Below are 21,515 nucleotides of genomic sequence, written 5' to 3' on the forward strand. Positions count from 1 at the left end.
CCATCCGAGCAACCCTCGTCTTTTAATCGCACGAAAGGGCGGGCCACCGATCTCCGCCTCGGAACATGACGTCTAGCAGCTTCGAAGGTGGGCGGTCGTCACAAGACCCAACGGAACGCGCGCCTGAGTTCGTCGGCGCCGTCTCTGTCATACCACCGCCCATGGGCAATTATGACGCGTTCCCGGATGCCAGGCGAGCATCTGGTGAACGGCCGCCCGCAGAGCCCGGCGACGGCGAAAGAAGCTCAGCCGCATGTCGATGGGCGCCTTGCCGTCCGGATCGGCCGCGCCGGCGAGCCTGACGAGAAGCCTCAGAAACCAACTGTGAATCCGGCCTGGCTCGAAGTTCTCGATCAGGTCGGTGAGGACCAGCGTTCGCGTGGCGCGGTGAAACAGAACGGCTTCGGTGGGGACGCCGCTGCGCACGACCAAAAGGTCGACTTCGGCGGGCCAAGGCGAGCCGCGTCCTACCAGCAACCGGTCCACCGTTATCGGACGCTTCGCCCGCTCCCGCAGGCCGCGCACGGCGAGAACCTCCGCCTTGGGGATGGCTGCTTTCCAGTCGGGAAGCCACCAGCAGTGAAGGGAATTCGGCGCAACCAGGAAGCGGACCGGCCCCAAAAGCTCGACCGCGGACCGGAGCGCGGGCGTCAGCGCCACGGGCGAATGCAGGATCAGGTCGCCATTGCGAAGCCGTATGACCGTCATGCGAGTGGTGAAGGGAAATTCAAACGGTCCGACGCCAAAGCCGATTCGTGGCCCGTCCACGATCCACAGATCGGGAGCGACGGGTTTCAGGATATCGATCGGCTCGTAAAGTTCCAGACTGGACCGGTCAGAGGGATGTTCCTGGGGCATGGCTGCTCGCCGATAACTCGAACCGCGATCCGGTCAGCAGAAACGGTCCGGCGTCACATAGCCATATGGCGCGCCTTCGTGGGGAGGGAAGCGCGCGGCTCCACGCATCGCCAGCCACTCGCGAAGCGCGGTACGGATCGTCTCCATGCGAGCGGGCTTCATGATGGGCCTCAGAATCGGACCGGTTTATTTCCTCTTTTCGTGAAAACGGCCCGGCAACCCCAAGCCGAGATGCCGGGCCGTTGGGAAACGCCCGCGCGCAGCGCTTCCCGGGTCAAGTTCCCAGGTCACCGGCGGAGCCGGTGACCTACGGCGGCGTCTCGTTCGCGCAGGCGATCAGCGGGACGGTCGAAGCCCGCAGCCGCGCTTGCGACAGCCACAATTGACGGTGCTCCCGTGACAAGCCCTTCATCGCGTTCCGAGCCGCCGAGGTGATCTCGAATGCCCCGCAGGCGGCACACTGGAATTCCACCTTGCGCAGGGTGACCTCGGCTTCCAGGGACACGCCGGCGCAAACCGGACAGGTGGACGGATAGTATCTCCTTTCGAAGGACTGGACGTTCATCGTGTGGACCCATCCGACAGCATGCGGCAGGGGCGGGCTTTGAACTCCAACATCGGGCGCATTCTTTTCCCTTCTGCGACCGGCGGCCACGATCAGCCTCTTATCTTCGGCGCAACGCCGCGACGCGTGGCGACCTCGATCTGCTTTGCTTCCACCTCGAGCCGATCCGGTGCGGCCGATCCCATCAGCGCGTAGGCCGTGCCCCCGGACTGCCAATAGACCGTCGGCACGCGGCCGTCGGTGGCGGGCGTCGGCGGAACGGCGCCCTCGCCGTTCATCGGAGCGGCGACAAGCGTGATACGCCCGACGCTCGGCGTATCCGCCGTCACCACCAGGCTCTGCTGCCCGTCCCAAGGCTGCACCTGGACATCCTTGACCACCCATGCGGAGGGCAGCGTCGGCATGCTGACGTTGACGGCGCCAACCAGCCGCTGGATCTTGTCCTGCTTGAGCTCGACGCCCTTTTCGGGACCCGCATTGAGCTGCGCGACGCGCAGCGCATCCCGCGCGGCCAGGATGAAGGTTTCGTCGGCTGTCCTGCCGCCCTGGCGAAGCGGAACGGTCAGCGAGTTGGCCGACCACCCGATCGCGACCAGGGCGACAGCGGCGGCCTGAAGCCTGAGCATCGCGAACATCCGCCTGCGGCGAAGCGCCTGTTCCAGCTGTCTCGCCTTTTCGACGGTCGCGCCGGGCGGGAACAATCGCCGGGGCTGGGAATCGCGCAGCGCTTCCATGCGTTGCGCGTGGGCAAACACCGCCGCCGCCAGCTCGGGCTCGCGGGCAAGCCGGGCCTGCAGCTCGGATCGCTGCGACGGCGACAGCTCGCCATCCAGCAAACGGCCGATATCCTGTTCGGAAACGCGATTATCGGGCCACATCACGCCCTCCAATGATCTTCAAGTGACGGGCGGCTGCGCTGTCCATATCTTCCATGTTGTTCTTCAAGGCCGTGCGAGCCCGGCTGAGGCGGGACATCACGGTTCCCGTCGGCACGCCCAGCAGGTCGGCCGCCTCGGCATAAGTGAAGCCCAGGACGCCGACGAGATGCAGTATTTCGGCTTGGTCGGTCGGCATGCGGGCGAGGGCCCTGGTGACGTTGGACAACTCGGCGCTGTGCTCCTGCGGCGGCGGCAAGGCCGCATCCGACAGGTCGGCGATCGATGCGAGGCGCCGCCTGTCGGCATCGGCACGGCTGGCGCCGGTGAAGAAGGTGTTGCGGACAATCCTGATCAGCCAGGGCAGCAGCGGCCGGGAGGGATCGTAGCTGCCGGCCATCGAGAGCGCACGGGCGAGAGCTTCCTGCACCAGGTCATCGGCGTCGGAATCATTGCCGGTGAGCACCCTGCCGTAACGCCACAGATCCTCCAGATGCGGTATGACGTCGAACTTCGGTTTCATCCCATCTCATGCCGCCCGTCTCATGTCGCCCGCTTCAAGCCGGATTGGCGCAAGCCGGGCCTATCTTGCCTGCGCTGCCCGGCCGGAGCCGGCGTGAAAGACGGCCCAGCGGTCAGGGACAGGGGACAGGCAACCGCTGGGCCGGATGGGAGCGTGCTCCTCCCGACTGCAAGCCCTGAAAGACGCTCGTCCCCAGTGCTTGCCGCCGCTCCCTGTTTCGACGTGGCCGTGCAGATGACGGCCACTTCAAAGAGCGTTCTCCCTCTTTTGCCCCATCTACCGGTCTCGGCCGGAAACTATTCCGTTCGCCACGCAATTTTTTGAACATAGCCGCAGGCGATCGCCGGCGCGCGGAATCGACCAGCGCCGACGCAAGGACAAAGCCGAATGCAAAGGGCCGGACCTGGCGGCCCGGCCTTTGCGTCAAATCCGGATGTCGGCTTGGCCTATTTGCACTTGGCGATGGAGGCCAGCGCGGCCGAGATGCCCTTCAGCGAGAAGACATAGGAGGTGGGGTTGCCGCGGCCGGACTTGGCCTGCACCTTCATGTCGGAGCCGGTCTTCATGGCGGCGATCAGCACCGGCTCCTCGGCGGCGTTCTCGACCCAAGCCGACTTGCCGCGGGTGAACATCGAGAAGGTCTTCTTGTCGATGGTGACGGTGGCCTTCGAGCCTTCCTGGAAATTGTAGCCGGCGATGAACTGCGGCTCGTAGGAAACCTGCTGTCCCGGACGCTGGCTGACGAAGAAGAACATGTCGCCGTGATCGAGCGAGGGGGGCTGCTTGTCGGTGGGCACGGTGAGCACATAGCAGACCTTGCCTGCCTTCGACTGATAGCTGTAGGTGCCCCAGGCATTGTGCTGGCCGATCTTCGTCGCCTGCTGAGCCAGCGCCGGCACTGCGAAGCTGGCCGCCAGGACCAGGCCGGAAATTGTAGCAATCAATCCGCGCATCGTTCTTCCCGTATTCCAAATGGTGCGGAGGCGGGCCGCGTGGCGTCCTGCCGTCGCTTCATTTTGATTTAATCAGGGTTACCAAACGGTGAATTGTCCTCGAAGAAAAGGAGCTCACCCCAGGAAACCGCCACCATCGCGCCGCCGCCTGTGGTTGTCGGCGCGTTGTCCCGGCGCGGAGTTGGAGGCCACGAAAACGGCAAGAGTTTGTCTTTTCGAACGCGCTGATTTGCGGGCGTAAGTCAGCTCTTGTCGGCCAACGCATCCCTGGCGGCCTGCCTGTGGGCAGGCGTGATGTGGGCGCTGACGGCGGTGATTGCGGCAGTCAGCACGGCGAGGTCGTCGGTGTAGCCGAGGCCGACGACGAAATCGGGAATGAAATCGAACGGCAGGACGAAATAGCCGAGCGCGCCGAGCAGGGTGGCCTTGGCGCGCAGCGGCGTGTCCCTGTCCATGGCGCAGTAATAGGCGGCAACAACTTCGTCCATGAACGGAATCTGCCGCGCCGCCTTCTTGGCGGTGCGCCAGAATTTTTCGCGGACCTCGCCTTCGCCGGCGAGCTTGTCGCCGAAGCCGAAGAAATCGAAACCGGTACGTTGCGTCATCAGCCGCTCCTTAGCGGCCATGCGCATCGTTGCACCAGCCCGCCGCGGGAAAATGTGGTGAAAGCGGGAGGCTGCTACAAGAGTTCAGCCGAAATACCGGTTCATCCGCTTTGCCAACTCGATATCCAGCGCCGTCACGCCGCCGGCGTCGTGCGTGTTCAGCGTCACTTCGACGGTCTTGTAGACATTCGACCAATCCGGGTGGTGGTCCATCTTTTCGGCCGCCAGCGCCACGCGGGTCATGAAGGCGAAGGCCTCGGAGAAGTTCTTGAAGACGAAGCTGCGCTTGATCGAAGCGCCGTCGACGGCAAGCGACCAGCCGTCGAGTTCCGCAAGCGCGGCGGCGATCGCTTCCTTGCTGAGTTTTTCCCTGTTCATGTCCGGTCCCTGTGCTAGTCGGAAGTGATCCAACCATAGCGCCGGATCGATGAGCGCAAAGCCCATAAAATCCATTCTGTTCGTTTTGCCTCGGCAACATCTGCAAGGTGCTGCCGGGGGATTTTTCGCGCTTCGACCTGATCCTCGGCATGGGCCGGGCGAATGTGCGCGACCTCAAAGCGCTGGCGCCGCAGGCCGCGCGCGACCGCATCCATCTCTATCTGGATTTTGCCGCGGGAAAGGCCGAGGACGTTCCCGATCCCTATTACGACGGCGCCGAGGCCTTCGCCTCGATCTACCGCATGATCCGCGAGGCGTCGGAAGCGCTGGCGAAGCGGCTCGAGGCCAGCGTTTCGCCGACCAGCGGCCACGCCTCCTCGACGATGTAGGGGCCGCCGCCGACCGAATCACGCGACGACATGAGGACGAAGCGGCCGACACGGAAGGGCAATGCCGCGAAATTGCCGCGCGCCGAAAGATATTGCGCGACATCAAGCGGGCTCCCATTGCGCAGGCGCGCCAGGGTTACATGCGGCGAGAACTTGCGCGGATCGGCCGGCAGGCCGAGCCGCTGGCAGATGCGGTCGATCTCGCCCTGCAGCGCCGTCAGGTCCGGCGAGGCCGACACGCCGGCCCACACCGCATGCGGCTTCTTGCCGCCGAAGGCGCCGACGCCGGAGAGCGTCATCTGGAAAGAGGGGCGGTCGACCCTGTCGAGGGCGTTGGCGATCTCGTCGGCGACATGGCCCTCGACATCGCCGATGAAACGCAGCGTCAGATGGTAGTTTTCGACATCGATCCAGCGCGCTCCGGGCAGCCCGCCGCGGAGCAGGGACAAAGAGAGTGCGGCATCACGCGGAATTTCGAGGGCGGTGAAAAGACGTGGCATGTGAAGCCTCCTGTCCTCGAATCGAAACTCTCGGCCCTAGCGAATCATCGATATAAGCGCGGGGCAAGCGGTTTGTTGTCCACAGGGTTTCCCCAGCGGAAAGCGGTGGCGTTCCGGAATTGGCGGCCCGCCCTCATGACGGTCCACCCCCTCATGACGGGCCACCATTGTCGGCGATCGCCTTCTCGACCACGGGAAGGATGCGCTCGACCATGACATCGACCCCCTTGGGATTGGGGTGCAGGCCGTCATCGAGCTGGCGGTCGGGATGGCCGGCGACGCCGTCGAGAAAGAACGGATAGAGCGGGACACGGTATTTTTCGGCAAGCCGCGGATAGATGGCGTCGAAGGCCTTCTGGTAGTCGGCGCCGAGATTGGGCGCGGCGCGCATGCCGGCCAGAAGCACCGGAATGTTGCGCTGCTTCAGCTTGCCGAGCATGGCGTCGAGATTCTTCTCGGCGATCTCGGGCGAAAGGCCGCGCAGCATGTCGTTGGCGCCGAGCTCGAGGATCACCAGCCTTGTGCCGTCCGGCACCGACCAGTCGAGCCGCGCCAGCCCGCCGCTCGACGTGTCGCCCGACACGCCGGCATTGGCCACGGCGACATTGAGGCCCTTCGCCTTCAATGCCGCTTGCAGCCTGTCGGTGAAACCCTGGCCGGGGCCAAGGTTGAAGCCCGCCATCAGGCTGTCGCCGAAGCCGACGATGGTAAAGGTGACGGCGCGCGCCGGCGAAATGGCGCCGCAAAGCGCGAGGAAAAGGATGAGGACTGCGGCAGAACGGTGTTTGAATGCCATGCGGCGAGCCCCATATGACCGAAACAACCCAAGGAAGGAGACACAGACCGTCTCCTTTTTTTCACATATAGGGCACTTTCATTGTGACAGAAGCCGTCATCGCGCTGAGGGACGTATCGCTGACGCTCGGCGAGGGCGCGTCCTCCGTCCACGTGCTGAAGAACGTCAGCCTCGACGTCGCGGCCGGGCAAGCCACCGGCATTGTCGGCCCGTCCGGTTCCGGCAAGTCCACGCTGCTGATGGTGCTTGCCGGCCTGGAAAGGGTCGATTCGGGCACGGTCCGGATCGCCGGCGAGCTGATCAACGACAAAAGCGAGGACCAGATGGCTTCGTTTCGGGGGCGAAACATCGGCATCGTGTTCCAATCCTTCCATCTCATCCCCAACATGACGGCGCTGGAAAATGTCGCGGTGCCGCTCGAGCTTGCCGGCCATGCCGATCCGTTCGGGGTGGCCGCGCGTGAACTCGCGGCGGTCGGCCTGAGCGACCGCGTGACGCATTATCCGGGCGAGCTTTCCGGCGGTGAGCAGCAGCGCGTGGCGATCGCGCGGGCATTGGCGCCGTCGCCGCGCATCCTCATCGCCGACGAGCCGACCGGCAATCTCGACCAGGCGACGGGAAAGCAGATCGCCGATCTTCTCTTCGCCAAGGCGGCGGAACGCGGCATGACGCTGGTGCTGGTCACGCATGATCCGGCGCTTGCCGGGCGTTGCGCGCGCCAGATTTCGATGCGCTCGGGGCGAGTCGAGGACGCGCCCCAGCTGGCGAAGGTGCCGGCTTGACGCGGACATTGAAGCTCGCCATCCGCTTCTCGCTGCGCGAGATGCGCGGCGGCCTGTCCGGCTTCATGATCTTCCTGGCCTGCATTGCGCTGGGCGTCGCGGCGATCGGCGGCGTCAATTCGGTGGCGCAGGCGATCTCCGCCGGCGTCGCCGATCAAGGCCAGACGCTGCTTGGCGGCGATTTGCGCTTCCAGATCAACCAGCGCAGCGCTTCGGACGCCGAGCTCGGCTTCGTCCGGAGCCTCGGCACGGTTTCGCTCAATTCCGGCATGCGCTCGATGGCGCGGCTGGAGGACGGCTCGGACCAGGCGCTGGTCGAGGCCAAGGCCGTCGACGACGCCTATCCGCTCTACGGCGCGCTGGAAACCGATCCGGCGCTGCCGAAGGAGCAATTGTTCGGTGAAAAGTCCGGCGTGTTCGGCGCCGCCGCGCCCGACCTTTTGTTCGACCGGCTCAATCTTCACATCGGCGACAGGTTGAACCTCGGCAGCGCCATTTTCGAGTTGCGGGCGCGGTTGGTCAGCGAGCCGGATGCGGTCTCGGACGGTTTCGGTTTCGCGCCGCGGCTGATGATTTCGCGCCAGGGCCTCGCCGCATCCGGCCTGGTGCAGCCAGGCAGCTTGGTCGAGAATGCCTATAAGGTGCGGCTGCCCGACGGCACGTCCGAGGCGCGGATCAAGGATATCCAGGCTCAAGCCGCGAAGGATTTCCCGCAGGCCGGCTGGTCGATCCGCACGCGCAGCAACGCCGCCCCCGCGCTCTCCGCCAATATCGAGCGATTCTCGCAATTCCTGACGCTCGTCGGGTTGACGGCGCTGGTGGTCGGCGGCGTCGGCGTGGCGAACGCCGTGCGCGCCTATCTCGACGGCAAGCGCGGCGTCATTGCCACCTTCAAGAGCCTCGGTGCTTCGGGCGGCTTCGTCTTCACCGTCTATCTGGTGCAGATCCTGTTGATCGCAGGCTTAGGCATCGTGCTCGGGCTCATCCTTGGGGCCGTGATGCCGTTCGTGGCGAGCGCGCTTCTGCAATCCGTCATCCCCGTGCCGGCGCAAGGCGGCTTCTACCCAGGCGCGCTCGCTCTTGCCGCATTCTTCGGCCTGCTGGTGACGCTGGCCTTCGCGCTTTTGCCGCTCGGCCGTGCCCGCGACGTGCCGGCGACGGCGCTGTTCCGCGAAATGGGATTCGAGAGCCGCGGTTTGCCTCGCCTGCCATATGCGGGTGCGGCGCTGGCAATCGTCATCGCGCTGGCGGCGCTGGCGATCCTCTCGGCCAACGACCACCGCATCGCCTCGATCTTCGTCGGCGCCACGGTCTTTGCCTTCCTGGTGCTGCGGCTGGTGGCGGTGCTGGTGCAATGGGCGGCGAAAAAGAGCCGGCGCGCGCGTTCCGTGTCGCTGCGGCTGGCGCTCGGCAACATCCATCGTCCGGGCGCGCTGACGCCCTCGGTGGTGCTGTCGCTCGGCCTTGGGCTGACGCTCTTGGTGACGCTAGCGCTGATCGACGGGAATCTGCGGCGGCAGATCTCCGGCAGCCTGCCGGAGCGGGCGCCGAACTTCTTCTTCGTCGACATCCAGAGCAGCGACGTCGATGCCTTCGCCAGCCTTGTCGGCAGGGAGTCGCCGCGAGGCACGCTGGTCAAGGTGCCGATGCTGCGCGGCCGCATCATGGCGCTCAACGGCGTCGATGTCGACAAGCTGAAGATCCCAGCCGACGGCGCCTGGGTGCTGCGAGGCGACCGCGGCCTGACCTATGACGCCAAGCAGCCGGACAACGCGACGCTGACCGAAGGCGCGTGGTGGCCGCAGGATTATTCCGGCGAGCCGCTGGTGTCGTTTTCGGCCGAGGAGGGCAAGGCGATCGGGCTGAAGCTTGGCGACACCGTGACCGTCAACGTGCTCGGCCGCAACGTCACGGCCAAGATCGCCAATTTCCGCCAGGTCGAGTGGGAGACGATGGGCATCAATTTCGTCATGGTGTTCTCGCCCAACACCTTTGCCGGGGCGCCGCATGGCTGGCTGGCGACATTGACCGACAAACAAGCCACCACGGCCGACGATGCAAGGCTGCTCAATGCCGTTACCCGCGCCTTTCCCGCGGTGACGACGGTTCGCGTCAAGGACGCGCTCGACATCATCAACCGACTGGTCGCGCAGCTGGGCACGGCGATCCGCGCCGCCGCCGGCGTGGCGCTGATCGCCTCGGTGCTGGTGCTCTCCGGCGCTTTGGCCGCCGGCAACCGGGCGCGCATCCACGACGCTGTGGTGCTGAAGACGCTCGGCGCAACGCGCCGGACGCTGATTACCGCTTTCTCGCTGGAATATGCGTTGATCGGCCTTGCGACCGCACTGTTCGCGCTTGCCGCCGGCGGCATCGCCGCCTGGTTCGTGGTCGCGCATATCATGACGCTGCCGTCGCATTTCATGCCGGAAGTGGCGGTGGCGACTATCCTGGTTTCGCTGACAGTCACCGTCGGTATCGGCCTTGCCGGCACCTGGCGGGTGCTCGGCCACAAGGCGGCGCCGGTGCTGCGCAACCTCTGACCGGGAGGTTTCCGGGCGTTCACCCGGTTAAATCTTTGTGAGCCCGGTTAAATTTTTGTAAGAAAGGCGGCCGGAAGCGGCGAAAACCGGCCTTTTGCTTTCTTACAAAGCGTTACCGCTCGTTACCGTCTTGTTCTTGACGTCGAGAACGCTCATATTTTGCGCAGGCATGCTGGAGCTCCGCCAGCGGCGCCTGGTCCCAACGGGTCATCCAGAAAGGACCTGTCACCGGACGGGGCAGAAGCAACAGAGGATTTCCAATGGCTGATCCCATTCGCAACTACCAGACGTCCGCCGCCCCCGGCGCGCGCGTCGATATCGATCAGGGCCTGCGCGCCTATATGATCAAAGTCTATAACCTCATGGGGCTTGGCCTTCTGATCACCGGCCTTGCCGCCTGGGGCGCCTTCCAGCTCGCCGTCACGGGCGACGGCCAGCTGACCGCCTTCGGCCAGCTCATCTATGCAAGCGCGTTCCGCTGGGTCGTCATCCTGGCGCCGCTCGCGGCGGTGATGTTCCTGTCGTTCCGCATCCAGTCGATGAGCGTGGCGGCGGCGCAGGCCACGTTCTGGGTCTATGCCGGCCTTGTCGGCCTGTCGCTGTCGACGATCTTCCTCGTCTACACCGGCACCAGCATCACCCAGACCTTCTTCGCCACGGCCGCGGCCTTCGGCGGTCTGTCGCTCTACGGCTACACGACAAGGCGCGACCTGTCGGCGTTCGGCTCGTTCCTAATCATGGGCGTGATCGGCCTGCTGATCGCGATGCTGATCAACATCTTCCTGCAGTCGTCGGCGCTCGCCTTCGCCATCTCGGCGATCGGCGTGCTGGTCTTCGCGGGCCTGACCGCCTACGACACGCAGAAGATCAAGGAGATGTATTTCGAGGGCGACGTCGCCGACGTTGCCGGCCGCAAGGCGATCATGGGCGCGCTGCGCCTCTATCTCGACTTCATCAACCTGTTCATGTTCCTGCTGCAGTTCATGGGCGACCGCCGCTAAGGGCAGTTGCCGGTCCCGCTGGACCATAGACTTTGCGAAGGGCGGCCCAACGGCCGCCCTTTCTTTTTGCGCAGTCCTTTGCTGTTATCGAGGCAGGAAAGAGAACTGCACAAATTATGAGCACTGTTGCCATCAGACCCGCCACCGCGGCCAACCTGGACCGAATCACGGAGATCTATGCCGATGCGGTCACGCATGGCACAGCGAGCTACGAGTTGGAGCCGCCCAGCCGCGCCGAAATGGGCAACCGATTCGACGCTCTGGCGGCCGGCGGCTTTCCGTATCTCGTGGCCGAGAAGAACGGCGCCGTGCTCGGCTATGCCTATGCCGGGCCGTTCCGGCCGCGCCCGGCCTACCGATTCGTCATTGAGGATTCGGTCTATGTCGCGCCGGAAGCCAAGGGACAGGGCGTGGGCTCGCTGCTGATGCAGGCGCTGATCGAGGCGGCGCGCGCGGCGGGCTTCCGCCAGATCATTGCGGTGATCGGCGACGGCCATGCGGACAGCGCTTCGGTGCGGCTGCACGAGAAGCTCGGCTTCCGCCATTCCGGGCGGCTGGAAGGCTCTGGCTACAAGCATGGACGCTGGCTGGACACGGTGTTCATGCAGCTGTCGCTGAACGGCGGCGCGGCGCTGCCGCCGGATCCGGATTCGCTGCCGGAACGGAGGTTCCGGGCTCAAGAGGAAATGAAGAATTGAGGAACTGAAGAACTGAAGAACTGAGGAACTGAGGAAGAGGCGCTCACGGCCTGCTGGAGCCCCGGCTTTTTTCCTCAGTTCCTCAGTTCTTCAATCCCTCAGGCCTCGACGAGCTTCAGCTTGGCATCGAACACGCCGAGCACGCGGCCGAGTTCCTGGCCGCGCTTGAGGATGCGGCCACCTGCCGCGATCACGGCGAAAGCGCCTTGCCGGCGCGCCAGCTTCGGGTCCTTGACGATCTGGAACAGCGGCACTTCGCTGGCCCGGCGGAAGACGGAAAAGACAGCGCGATCCGTGAGATGGTCGATCGCATAGTCGCGCCATTCATTGGCCGCCACCATGCGTCCGTAAAGCCTCAGGATCTGATCGAGCTCTCGCCGGTCGAATCGCACCGGCTGATCGAGGCGGGCATTGCGCGCCTCATGCAACGGGATCAATATTCCGGATGCTTCCCCATCCTCCGTCCCGCTGCGGTGATCGGTCATGCCTCGATCCTTCGATTGAATCATGCGCCGGCCAAGGTTCGCGCTTTCATAAGGGAATTGCAAGGGCACGATGGAATTGCAGGGCCGGCCGAACACACGTGGGTCGCGCGGTTTCCAAAACGTCCAGTCACGTTTGCGAAACACATGTTGGAATTGGTGATGCTCCGCCACATTGCCGCCACAAATAATCCGCGCTCATGCCCCAATGTCCGACGAATTTACGGTTGTTGCCTGAGACGGTTCGGTCCGGCACCGGCTCGTAAACCCCAAGCCCCCCGCCCACGGGTCAGCGTCGGATCGAACCAACCTCGGTTTTCCTTGGAAAATCAGGTGCGACGATCCCAAAACCTAAATGACCGGCGTCAGAAGCAAGCTGACGCCGGTTTTTTATTTTCCTTCTCCTCTTGCGGGAGAAGGTGGATCGGCGCGCAGCGCCGGGACGGATGAGGGGTGTTCCAGCGGAGTGAGACGCTGGCCTTGCCTGCCGTCGCGCCCCTCCCTGTACAGCCGTTTTTGCCGAGCTGGAGCACCCTCATCCGTCGCCTTCGGCGACACCCCCGGCCGGGTCCCCGCTGCTTCGCAGCGTCCCGGCGTTCGCCGGCCTTTCATCGTGCCACCGGCACGATGAATTCGCTTCGCGAACCGGCTGCTCACCCCACAAGGGGAGAAGGGACGTGGGGGAGCTAAAGCCGGTCGGGCTTGCGGATAAAGGCGGCGCCGAGGATCGGGCCGGGCATGCCGTCCTTGCCGACCGACTGCAGCAGCACCGCGCAGCCGCCCTTCTTGGCGATCTCGGTCATCGGCAATTCGTAACGCTGCGCCTTGCCGTGCCACATGCCGGCGGTCTGGATGTCGGAAACGGCGTTCCAGTAGGTCAGGCTGCGGCCGCTGTTCTCGCCCTGGCCGATCTTCACCATCTGCGGCGGATCGAAATAGACGATCACCACATGGGCGTCGGTCGGGCCGTTGCCAGCGTCGCCCGCGTCGATCATGACGCGGTCGCTGGTGCGGCTCACCTTGATGCCTACCCGCATGCCCTCGCCGGTCCTGTCCATGCGGGCCAAGGCGCCATCGACTTCCTTGCGGTTGGCGCCGTTGACATGGCTGCGGCCATTGATGACGGCTTGCGGCGTGTAGACCGAGCGGCTGCCGAAGGCGCGCATATAGTCATATTGGCGCTCGGTGTTTTCCTTGTTGCTCAGCGTGTCCTGCCAGCCGAGATAGTCCCAGTAATTGACGTGGTAAGCGAGGGCGATGATGTCGTCCTTCCCGGCGAGCTCGGCGAAGAACTCGTCGGCCGGCGGACAGGAACTGCAGCCCTGGCTGGTGAACAGTTCGACCACGCCCAAAGGCTTGTCGGTCTGAAGCTTGCCGGTCACGGCCTTCTCAGGCTCGGCTGCCAGGGCCACGCCGCCCAACGCCGTAAGGGCCAGCGCTACTGCCGCAAGCCGCAATCGTCCTCGAAATGCCATGACTTTTCCAATTCCCACCGGTGACGCCGGCCTTGTTCTGATTGCTAAAACATGTGGCAGAAGCGCCAGTCAACGGGAAGTCACGTTGCGGTGAAATTTTTGCTGTTGCAGCCGCAGGTAAGCGCGCAATAGGAGGGGCGATTGCATTTCAAGGCGCGGTTCGATTCGGGGGCAGCATCCTCACCATGTGGCAAACTCTCCTGACCCCATTCGATCTCTATTGCGAACGGACGGGGCCTGAACTTAGGGCGGAGCCGGCCAATGCTTTGACCAACGTGGCTTTCATTGCCGCGGGACTATGGGGCGTGTGGCAGGTGCGGCGCTACAAGACCGGTACCTTCGCCGAAATGCTGGCCTGGTGGGTAGTGGCGATCGGCATCGGCTCGACCTTGTTCCACACCTTCGCCAGCAAAGGCACGATCTGGGCCGACATCTTTCCGATCGCCGGCTTCACCCTGGCCTATACACTGTTCAACCTGCGGCGTTTCCTGGGCATGGACTGGGGCAAGGCGATCCTCGTCTTCGCCGCCTTCTATATCGTTGCCGGCCTGATCACCTATGCCGTGCCGGACTGGCTGCGCCAGGCCTCGAACGGCACGACGGGCTACCTGCCGCCCTTCCTGGCGCTCGCCTTCTTCGGGGCGTGGGTGTCAGCCACCGGCAACCGGGCCGGCTGGTACAATCTGACCGGATCAGCGATCTTCGTCGTCTCCGTCATCTGCCGCATGATCGACCCGCTGGTCTGCGCCAGCTTCCCGCTCGGCACGCACTTCCTCTGGCACGTCTTCAACGGCCTGATGCTGGCAGTGCTGCTGGCCGCGACGGCGAGGTTTGGGAAAGCGAGGGCAGTAGGGCAGTAGGGCAGTAGGGCAGTAGGGCAGTAGGAATATCCTTCCCTACTCCCTTGCTGCCCTACTGCCTTATTCCCTTCTTAAGCAGCCAAGTCGCGCAGCACGTATTGCAAGATGCCGCCGTTCTTGAAGTAGTCGAGCTCATCCAGCGTATCGATGCGACAGATGATCGGCACGTTCTTCACCGTGCCGTCGCCGAAGGTTATTTTGGCGACCATCTTCTGGCGCGGCTTGATCGTGTCCAGGCCGTCGATCTCGACCAGCTCGTCGCCCTTCAAATTGAGCGAGGCCCATGAGGTGCCGTCCTCGAAGACAAAGGGGATGACGCCCATGCCGACCAGATTGGAGCGGTGGATGCGCTCGAAGGACTGGGCGATGACGGCGCGGACACCAAGGAGATTCGTTCCCTTGGCCGCCCAGTCGCGCGAGGAGCCGTTGCCGTATTCGACGCCGGCGAAGATCACCAGCGGCACGCCTTCCTGCTTGTATTTCATGGCGGCGTCGTAGATCGACATCTCCTCCTTCGAAGGATAGTGGATCGTGTAGCCGCCTTCGCGGCCGTTCTCGCCTAGCATGTGGTTGCGGATGCGGATGTTGGCGAAGGTGCCGCGCATCATCACCTCATGATTGCCGCGCCGCGTGCCGTACTGGTTGAAGTCGGCGACGCCGACGCCATGCTCGGTGAGATACTTGCCGGCCGGCGAAGCGGCCTTGATCGAACCGGCCGGCGAGATGTGGTCGGTGGTGATCTTGTCACCGAAGAGACCGAGCACCCGCGCGCCCTTGATGTCGCCGATCTTGCCGAAGGCGCGGCCCATGCCGGCGAAATAGGGCGGGTTCTGCACATAGGTCGAGTGGTCGTCCCAGGCGTAAGTCTGGCCTTCCGGTACCTTGACCTTCTGCCAATAGGCGTCGCCCTTGAAGACGTCGGCATATTTGCGGGCGAACAGCTCGCGGGTGACGTTCTTCTCGATGAACTCCTGGATCTCGGCCGAGGTCGGCCAGATGTCCTTGAGATAGACCGGCTTGCCGTCGCTGCCTTCGAGCGGCTCGGTCGTCAAATCCCTGGTCACCGTGCCGGCCAGCGCATGTGCCACGACCAGCGGCGGCGAGGCGAGGTAGTTCGCCTGCACGTCCGGCGAGACGCGGCCTTCGAAGTTGCGGTTGCCGGACAAGACCGCGGCGGCGATCAGGCCCTTGTCGTTGATGGTCTTCGAGATCGGCGCCGGCAGCGGGCCGGAATTGCCGATGCAGGTGGTGCAGCCGAAGCCGACCAGATTGAAGCCGATCTGATCGAGTTCCTTCTGCAGGCCGGACTTTTCGAGATATTCGGCCACCACCTGGCTGCCTGGCGCCAGCGAGGTCTTCACCCAGGGCTTCTGCTTCAGGCCGCGCCGGTTGGCGTTGCGGGCCAAGAGGCCGGCGCCGATCAGCACGCTCGGGTTAGAGGTGTTGGTGCAGGAGGTGATGGCGGCGATGACGACGTCGCCATGGCCGAGATCGTGATCGGTGCCCTCGACGGCGTAGCGCTTCGAGATCTCGGCGGCCTTCTTGTATTCGGTCTCCATCGCCTTGGCGAAGCCGGCGGGGATGTCCTGCAGGGCGACGCGGCCCTCGGGACGCTTCGGGCCGGCCATCGACGGCACCACGTCGCCGAGGTCGAGCTCAAGCAGATCGGTGAAGACCGGGTCGGCCGAGCTGGCGTCACGCCACATGCCTTGCGCCTTGGAGTAGGCCTCGACCAGGGCGATGCGGTTTTCCTCACGGCCGGACATGGTCAGATAGCGGATGGTTTCGGAGTCGACCGGGAAGAAGCCGCAGGTGGCGCCATATTCGGGCGCCATGTTGCCGATGGTGGCGCGGTCGGCCAGCGTCATGTTGGAGAGGCCGGGGCCGAAGAATTCGACGAATTTGCCGACGACACCCTTCTTGCGCAGCATCTGGGTGACGGTGAGCACGAGGTCGGTGGCGGTGACGCCTTCCTTGAGCCTGCCGGTGAGGCGGAAGCCGATGACCTCGGGCAAAAGCATGGAGACCGGCTGGCCGAGCATCGCGGCCTCGGCCTCGATGCCGCCGACGCCCCAGCCCAACACGCCGAGGCCGTTGATCATGGTGGTGTGCGAATCGGTGCCGACGCAGGTGTCGGGATAGGCGACCGTTTCGCCGTCCTCCGAATTGGTCCACACGACCTGGCCGAGATATTCGAGGTTGACCTGGTGGCAGATGCCGGTGCCGGGCGGCACGACCCGGAAATTGCGGAAGGCCTGCTGGCCCCATTTGAGGAATTTGTATCGCTCTTCGTTGCGCTCATATTCCAGCTCGACATTGCGCGCGAAGGCCATCGGCGTGCCGAACTCGTCGACGATGACGGAGTGGTCGATGACGAGATCGACCGGCACCAGTGGATTGATCTTTTCCGGGTCGCCGCCGAGCGCCTTGATGCCGTCGCGCATGGCGGCGAGGTCGACGACCGCCGGAACGCCGGTGAAATCCTGCATCAGCACGCGGGCCGGGCGATAGGCGATCTCGACGCCGGCGGTGCCCTTGTCGGTCAGCCAGGCGGCGACCGCCTGGATTGATTCCCTGGTAACCGAGCGGCCATCCTCGTTGCGCAGCAGGTTCTCCAGCAGCACCTTCATCGAATAAGGCAGCCGGGCGATGCCGGTGAGGCCGTTCTTCTCGGCCTCAACGAGGTCGAAATAAAGATAGTCCGCGCCACCTGCGGTCAGGGTGCGGCGGCAATTGAAACTGTCGAGGGATTTCGTCACGGCGATCCGTCCTTGTCTGTTCAGCCTGAAAGGGAACGGACGCCGTTGGCATGCAATCACGCGCAAAGGTGCGGGTACGGCCATTTCCGCTGTCCGCTCCCAAGCAACCCGAGCCGTTCAAGGCGGCGCGTGCGCTGGTTCGGCGCTAATTCTGATCCCGCGCCGACCGCTGGCACGGATGAACCGCATATAGAGAATTTCCCGGAATAGTTCTAGACAGTCGAAAGACGAATTTGCGTGAGGCGGCGAGCGCCGCGAAACGGTGCTTTCGGGACGGGCAAGAATGCGGCTGATCGCCGAAAATCTGGGCGGCGAGCGCGGCGGCGAGACGGTTTTCTCCAACATCAGCTTCGCGCGGGAAAAAGGCGAGGCGCTTATCGTCACCGGGCCGAACGGCGCGGGCAAATCGACGCTGCTGAGAATCGTCGCCGGGCTGCTGCCGGCCGCCGGAGGCAAGGTGCTTGTCGAGGGCGGCGGCGAGGCTTTCCCGACGGTCGCCTCGGCCTCGCACTATCTCGGCCACCTCAACGCGATGAAGACGGCGCTCAGCGTCGAGGAGAATCTCGGCTTCTGGCGCGCCTTCCAGGGCGAACCGGGGCTGGACCTCGAAGAGGCGCTGGAGACGGTGGCGCTCGGCGGGCTCGGGCATCTGCCCTTCGGCTATCTGTCGACGGGGCAGAGGCGACGCGCGTCGATCGCAAAGCTCCTGGTCAGCCGGCGGCCGGTCTGGCTGCTCGACGAGCCGACGGCGGGGTTGGACAAGGCCTCGGAGGAGCGGTTCGCGGGGCTGATGCGGAGGCATCTGGCGGATGGAGGGATCGTGGTAGCGGCGACGCATCTGCCATTGGGGTTGGAGGGGGCGAAGGAATTGCAAATGAGGGTAGGCCATTGATGCCGGTGCTCTACGGCCCCCCCCTCTGCCCTGCCGGGCATCTCCCCCTCACGGGGGGAGATCAGCAGCTCAGGCGCCCCATTTGCCTTGCTACGCTGGAGATTGGCGAAAGCCGAGGCGACATCCAATCTCCCCCCTTGAGGGGGAGATGGCCGGCAGGCCAGAGAGGGGGGCCTGGGCGCGGGCATCTCAAATCATGCTAGCCCTCTTCCTCCGCGACATGCGCCTTTCCATCCGTGCCGGTGGCGGGGCACTGATCGGCGTGATTTTTTTCCTCGCCGTGATCGTCACCATCCCGTTCGGCGTCGGTCCCGATCTCAACCTCCTGTCGCGCATCGGCCCGGCCATCCTGTGGATCGCTGCGCTGCTTGCCTGCCTGCTCGGGCTCGACCGGCTGTTCCAGGCCGACCGCGAGGACGGCTCGCTGGATCTCCTGGTGCTGAACAACGACCGCCACATGCTGGCGCTGACGGTGCTGACGAAATGCCTGGCGCACTGGACGGGCAGCGTGCTGCCGCTGGTGGTCGCGGCACCTCTGCTCGGCCTGTTCATGAATATGGCGCCGCTGGGCATCGGCGCCACGGCGCTCACGTTGCTCGTCGGCACGCCGGCCATCACCTTCATCGGCGCGGCGGGCGCCGCGGTGGCGGTGGCGCTGCCGCGCGGCGGATTGCTGATTTCGGTGCTGGTGCTGCCGCTCACCATTCCGGTGCTGATCTTCGGCGTTTCGGCAAGCTATGGCGCCGTTGCCGATCCGGCGCCGTTCCTGCAGCCTTTCCTCATTCTTGCCGCGCTGACGCTGTTTCTTGCGGTGCTCGGTCCCCTGGCGGCGGCGCTGGCGCTGCGGCATGGGACGGATTGAGGCGACGAAGACGTTGCCTCACTGCGGCACCGCGGCAAATTGCGGACCGGCTGGTGCAAGGTTATGGAAAGACATGATCGGAACGGTTGACATGGCTATGAGCAGGGAGCGGTCGCTATGAGCGCGCACGCCCTGTTCGTCACTGCCGCCTATGCCATCACCGCCGTTGTGCTGGCCGGACTGATCGGCTGGATCCTGCTCGACCAGCGGGCGCGCAAGCGCGAACTCGCGGCTCTGGAAGCAGCCGGTGTGCGGCGGCGCTCCGACAAGGCCGCCAGACCATGAGCCTCGAAACCGAAGCGCCGCGCCGCCGCCTGTTCGTGCTTCTGCCGCTCTTGGTGTTCCTGGGGTTGGCGGGGCTGTTCCTGTCGCAACTTCTCTCGGGCCGCGACACCTCGGAAATCCCCTCGGCGCTGATCGGCCTGCCGGCGCCACGGACCGACTTGCCGCCGCTCGAAGGGACGAGCCTGCCGGGACTCGCGTCAAAAGACTTTGCCGGCAAGGTGACGCTGGTCAACGTGTTCGCGTCCTGGTGCGCGCCGTGCCGCGAGGAGCATCCGGTGCTGCTCGGCCTGTCGCGGGACAAGCGCTTCACGCTCGCCGCGCTGAACTACAAGGACCAGCCGGAAAACGCCCGCCGCTTCCTTGGCGATCTCGGCAATCCCTACCAAGCGATCGGCGTCGATCCGGCCGGACGCGCGGCGATCGACTGGGGCGTCTACGGCGTGCCGGAAACCTTCGTTATCGGCAAGGACGGCAAGATTGCCTACAAGCATGTCGGGCCACTGACGCCCGACTCCGTGAGAGCGTTGCTGTTGCCGCAGATCGAGAAAGCGCTGGCGGCGCCGGGTTAGCGCGGCGGCGCCAGGTCAAGACGGATACTTGCGTCGTCATTCTAGGGCGAAGCAACGAGCGAAGCGACGCGGCGCAGAGGAATCATTCCGTGACGCCAATCGAGGAGCGCGGCGGCCTGGATTTCGGCGCTTGCGCAGCGCGCGTTCTGCATCGCTGCGACGCTTGGAAATCGCGGAATGGATTCTCGGGTCAAGCCCGAGAATGACGAAGTGGCCGAACGATCGGCCTGCCGCTCAGCCGTAGATCTGCTTGTGGATCTGGTAGAGCATCTCGGAACGGTCGGCGCGCAGATCGGCGAGATCGCGGCTGGACAGGTTCTCGATTTCGGCGACGAGGCGGTTGTAGTGACGGCGCTTGGCCATGGTGGCGCGGGCGCGGGAGACAAGATTGTCGAACATGACAGGGTTCCTTCTTCGTTATTCCTCCCTGACGATTGCCAGCATGACATAGGAATGATGCATTGCAAAAGAAAGATGTTGCAATGCACCATTGCAGCCAGCGCATAGCCGGTTAATTGCGCGCTAACAGGCCCTGCGTTTGGCGCGCGGCCATGCAGGGTCGTGCGGCTTTACGCAGTTCTCATCCGTTTTTGTCATACAAATTGCTGGCGTGCCGTCTTGCCAGAACGGCTGCGGGCTGGCTTGATCCGCGCGTCACCTGATGCCGGGAGGAAATTGATGGCGGCCGCAGACTATTACGAAATTCTCGATCCGCGCTTCGCGCGCCTGTTCAACGGCAGCGCGCAGGTGGAGAAGCTGTTCACCGGATGCCGCTGGGCAGAAGGACCGGCCTGGTTCGCCGCCGGCCGCTATGTCGTCTGGTCGGATATTCCAAACAACCGCATGCTGCGCTATGACGAAACCGACGGCAGCGTCAGCGTGTTCCGCCAGCCGTCCGGCAATTCCAACGGCAACACGGTCGACCGGCAGGGCCGGCTGGTGACCTGCGAGCATTCCGGCCGCCGCGTCAGCCGGACGGAGTTCGACGGCTCGGTCACTACCATCGCCGACAAATGGAAAGGCAAGCGGCTGAACTCGCCCAACGACGTGGTGGTGCGCTCCGACGGCTCGATCTGGTTCACCGATCCGAGCTACGGCATTGACACCGACTATGAGGGCGACAAGGCCGAAAGCGAGATCGGCGCCTGCAATGTCTATCGCGTCGATCCCGAGACCGGCGATGTCGAGGCGGTCATCACCGACATGGTGCGGCCGAACGGGCTCGCCTTCTCGCTCGACGAAAGCCTGCTCTATGTCGTCGACACCGGCCGCACGCATGGCGAGAAGAATCCGGCGCATATGCGCGTCTTCAATGTCGGCAAGCACGGTAAGAAGGTTTCCGGCGGCAAGGTGTTCGCCGACTGCACCGCCGGCCTGTTCGACGGCTTCCGGCTCGATGCGGACGGACGCATCTGGACAAGTGCCGCCGACGGTATCCATTGCTACGACCCGGACGGCACGCTGATCGGCAAGGTGAAGGTGCCGGAAGTGACCGCCAACTGCGTGTTCGGCGGCAACAAACTCAACTGCCTCTACATCGCCGGCACCACCTCGCTCTACATGGTGCGGCTCATGGTGAACGGGGCTAAGACGTACTGACAGCGAGGCATATCAGCGGGAGAGAAAAATGCCGTTCGTCAACATCCGCATCGTCAAGGAAGTGATCGCCGCCGATCCGGCCGGCAAGAAGGCTGACATCGCCAAGAAGGTGACTGCGGCCATCATGGACGCCACCGGGCTCGGCAACGACGACGTCTGGGTGGTGTTCGAGGAGGTCAATGCCCGCGACTGGTATGTCGGCAAGACCGATGTCGAGACGCGGCGGAAGGGGTAGGGCTCTTCCTTCTCCCCTTGTGGGAGAAGGTGGC

At 64.5% G+C, this 21,515-nt stretch carries 26 protein-coding genes; 12 read left to right on the top strand and 14 right to left on the bottom strand.

Annotated elements, in window-relative coordinates:
- Positions 1–147: 147 nt before the first annotated feature.
- The 8 genes from LB528_RS28005 to LB528_RS28035 form a co-directional block, all read right to left on the bottom strand.
- A complete protein-coding gene (locus tag LB528_RS28005) occupies positions 148–858 on the bottom strand; it encodes a DUF4336 domain-containing protein (protein WP_318012366.1) in 711 nt (236 codons plus the stop codon).
- A 33-nt stretch (positions 859–891) separates the two neighbouring features.
- Positions 892–1,020 (bottom strand): hypothetical protein, encoded by a 129-nt coding sequence (locus LB528_RS30335; protein WP_263484265.1) that lies wholly within the window; start codon positions 1,018–1,020, stop codon positions 892–894.
- Between the two features lie 145 nt (positions 1,021–1,165).
- Positions 1,166–1,423 carry a hypothetical protein gene (locus LB528_RS28010; RefSeq protein ID WP_224517947.1) on the bottom strand — a complete coding sequence of 86 codons (258 nt, stop codon included), beginning with the start codon at positions 1,421–1,423 and terminating at the stop codon, positions 1,166–1,168.
- 92 nt (positions 1,424–1,515) lie between these two features.
- Complete coding sequence (locus LB528_RS28015; RefSeq protein WP_224517968.1) at positions 1,516–2,304, bottom strand: anti-sigma factor family protein; 789 nt, start codon at positions 2,302–2,304, stop codon at positions 1,516–1,518.
- Positions 2,288–2,821 (bottom strand): sigma-70 family RNA polymerase sigma factor, encoded by a 534-nt coding sequence (locus LB528_RS28020; protein ID WP_224517948.1) that lies wholly within the window; start codon positions 2,819–2,821, stop codon positions 2,288–2,290. The genes LB528_RS28015 and LB528_RS28020 overlap by 17 nt, the downstream gene beginning before the upstream one ends.
- Before the next feature lie 446 nt (positions 2,822–3,267).
- Complete coding sequence (locus tag LB528_RS28025; RefSeq protein WP_224517949.1) at positions 3,268–3,774, bottom strand: invasion associated locus B family protein; 507 nt, start codon at positions 3,772–3,774, stop codon at positions 3,268–3,270.
- A 242-nt stretch (positions 3,775–4,016) separates the two neighbouring features.
- On the bottom strand, positions 4,017–4,379 hold the full coding sequence (locus LB528_RS28030) for a YkvA family protein (RefSeq protein WP_224517950.1): 363 nt from the start codon (positions 4,377–4,379) through the stop codon (positions 4,017–4,019).
- A gap of 84 nt (positions 4,380–4,463) precedes the next feature.
- On the bottom strand, positions 4,464–4,757 hold the full coding sequence (locus LB528_RS28035; protein ID WP_224517951.1) for a 4a-hydroxytetrahydrobiopterin dehydratase: 294 nt from the start codon (positions 4,755–4,757) through the stop codon (positions 4,464–4,466).
- A 107-nt stretch (positions 4,758–4,864) separates the two neighbouring features.
- On the opposite strand from LB528_RS28035, the gene LB528_RS28040 reads away from it, so the two are divergent.
- Entirely contained in the window at positions 4,865–5,146 is a 282-nt protein-coding gene (locus LB528_RS28040) for a hypothetical protein (protein WP_411962276.1), read from the top strand.
- On the opposite strand, the gene thpR is transcribed toward LB528_RS28040, so the two are convergent.
- Positions 5,053–5,646, bottom strand: coding sequence for an RNA 2',3'-cyclic phosphodiesterase (gene thpR, locus LB528_RS28045; RefSeq protein WP_224517952.1), 594 nt, complete (start codon positions 5,644–5,646; stop codon positions 5,053–5,055). The two genes, LB528_RS28040 and thpR, sit on opposite strands and share 94 nt — an antisense overlap.
- A gap of 151 nt (positions 5,647–5,797) precedes the next feature.
- Entirely contained in the window at positions 5,798–6,442 is a 645-nt protein-coding gene (locus LB528_RS28050; protein ID WP_224517953.1) for an arylesterase, read from the bottom strand.
- Between the two features lie 83 nt (positions 6,443–6,525).
- On the opposite strand from LB528_RS28050, the gene LB528_RS28055 reads away from it, so the two are divergent.
- The 4 genes from LB528_RS28055 (at position 6,526) to LB528_RS28070 (ending at position 11,463) form a co-directional block, all read left to right on the top strand.
- A complete protein-coding gene (locus LB528_RS28055) occupies positions 6,526–7,224 on the top strand; it encodes an ABC transporter ATP-binding protein (RefSeq protein WP_224517954.1) in 699 nt (232 codons plus the stop codon).
- Between the two features lie 41 nt (positions 7,225–7,265).
- The gene (locus LB528_RS28060; protein ID WP_224717085.1) at positions 7,266–9,764 is read left to right on the top strand and encodes an ABC transporter permease; all 2,499 of its coding nucleotides are present in this window, start codon (positions 7,266–7,268) and stop codon (positions 9,762–9,764) included.
- Positions 9,765–10,024: 260 nt separating this feature from the next.
- Positions 10,025–10,765: a Bax inhibitor-1/YccA family protein gene (locus LB528_RS28065; protein WP_224717066.1), complete on the top strand. Its 741-nt coding sequence runs from the start codon at positions 10,025–10,027 to the stop codon at positions 10,763–10,765.
- A gap of 116 nt (positions 10,766–10,881) precedes the next feature.
- Positions 10,882–11,463 carry a GNAT family N-acetyltransferase gene (locus LB528_RS28070; RefSeq protein WP_224717067.1) on the top strand — a complete coding sequence of 194 codons (582 nt, stop codon included), beginning with the start codon at positions 10,882–10,884 and terminating at the stop codon, positions 11,461–11,463.
- Positions 11,464–11,561: 98 nt separating this feature from the next.
- Here the strand turns inward: LB528_RS28070 and LB528_RS28075 are convergent, their stop codons facing one another.
- Together LB528_RS28075 and LB528_RS28080 are read right to left on the bottom strand one after the other, a co-directional pair.
- Complete coding sequence (locus LB528_RS28075) at positions 11,562–11,948, bottom strand: DUF2794 domain-containing protein (RefSeq protein ID WP_224717068.1); 387 nt, start codon at positions 11,946–11,948, stop codon at positions 11,562–11,564.
- Between the two features lie 683 nt (positions 11,949–12,631).
- Positions 12,632–13,420 carry a DUF1223 domain-containing protein gene (locus LB528_RS28080; RefSeq protein ID WP_224517958.1) on the bottom strand — a complete coding sequence of 263 codons (789 nt, stop codon included), beginning with the start codon at positions 13,418–13,420 and terminating at the stop codon, positions 12,632–12,634.
- A 185-nt stretch (positions 13,421–13,605) separates the two neighbouring features.
- On the opposite strand from LB528_RS28080, the gene LB528_RS28085 reads away from it, so the two are divergent.
- Positions 13,606–14,280 carry a ceramidase domain-containing protein gene (locus tag LB528_RS28085; protein ID WP_224717069.1) on the top strand — a complete coding sequence of 225 codons (675 nt, stop codon included), beginning with the start codon at positions 13,606–13,608 and terminating at the stop codon, positions 14,278–14,280.
- Positions 14,281–14,351: 71 nt separating this feature from the next.
- On the opposite strand, the gene acnA is transcribed toward LB528_RS28085, so the two are convergent.
- Positions 14,352–17,039 (bottom strand): aconitate hydratase AcnA, encoded by a 2,688-nt coding sequence (gene acnA / locus LB528_RS28090; protein WP_224717070.1) that lies wholly within the window; start codon positions 17,037–17,039, stop codon positions 14,352–14,354.
- Positions 17,040–17,322: 283 nt separating this feature from the next.
- On the opposite strand from acnA, the gene ccmA reads away from it, so the two are divergent.
- The 4 genes from ccmA to LB528_RS28110 all read left to right on the top strand — a co-directional run bounded on the left by ccmA (position 17,323) and on the right by LB528_RS28110 (position 19,647).
- Positions 17,323–17,931, top strand: a complete 609-nt coding sequence (gene ccmA, locus LB528_RS28095) for a heme ABC exporter ATP-binding protein CcmA (protein WP_224717071.1) — start codon at positions 17,323–17,325, stop codon at positions 17,929–17,931.
- Between the two features lie 196 nt (positions 17,932–18,127).
- The gene (gene ccmB, locus LB528_RS28100) at positions 18,128–18,793 is read left to right on the top strand and encodes a heme exporter protein CcmB (protein WP_224717072.1); all 666 of its coding nucleotides are present in this window, start codon (positions 18,128–18,130) and stop codon (positions 18,791–18,793) included.
- Between the two features lie 117 nt (positions 18,794–18,910).
- Complete coding sequence (gene ccmD, locus LB528_RS28105; protein WP_224717073.1) at positions 18,911–19,078, top strand: heme exporter protein CcmD; 168 nt, start codon at positions 18,911–18,913, stop codon at positions 19,076–19,078.
- The gene (locus LB528_RS28110) at positions 19,075–19,647 is read left to right on the top strand and encodes a DsbE family thiol:disulfide interchange protein (RefSeq protein ID WP_224717074.1); all 573 of its coding nucleotides are present in this window, start codon (positions 19,075–19,077) and stop codon (positions 19,645–19,647) included. Before ccmD ends, LB528_RS28110 begins: the two co-directional genes overlap by 4 nt.
- Positions 19,648–19,881: 234 nt before the next feature.
- On the opposite strand, the gene LB528_RS28115 is transcribed toward LB528_RS28110, so the two are convergent.
- The gene (locus LB528_RS28115) at positions 19,882–20,046 is read right to left on the bottom strand and encodes a hypothetical protein (RefSeq protein WP_181165005.1); all 165 of its coding nucleotides are present in this window, start codon (positions 20,044–20,046) and stop codon (positions 19,882–19,884) included.
- 279 nt (positions 20,047–20,325) lie between these two features.
- On the opposite strand from LB528_RS28115, the gene LB528_RS28120 reads away from it, so the two are divergent.
- Both LB528_RS28120 and LB528_RS28125 read left to right on the top strand, forming a co-directional pair.
- Complete coding sequence (locus tag LB528_RS28120; RefSeq protein WP_224717075.1) at positions 20,326–21,246, top strand: SMP-30/gluconolactonase/LRE family protein; 921 nt, start codon at positions 20,326–20,328, stop codon at positions 21,244–21,246.
- A gap of 28 nt (positions 21,247–21,274) precedes the next feature.
- Positions 21,275–21,481: a tautomerase family protein gene (locus tag LB528_RS28125; RefSeq protein ID WP_140684309.1), complete on the top strand. Its 207-nt coding sequence runs from the start codon at positions 21,275–21,277 to the stop codon at positions 21,479–21,481.
- The last annotated feature ends 34 nt before the right edge of the window (positions 21,482–21,515 follow it).

Origin of the sequence: Mesorhizobium sp. CA4, assembly GCF_020165075.1 — a bacterium.
GTDB lineage: Bacteria > Pseudomonadota > Alphaproteobacteria > Rhizobiales > Rhizobiaceae > Mesorhizobium.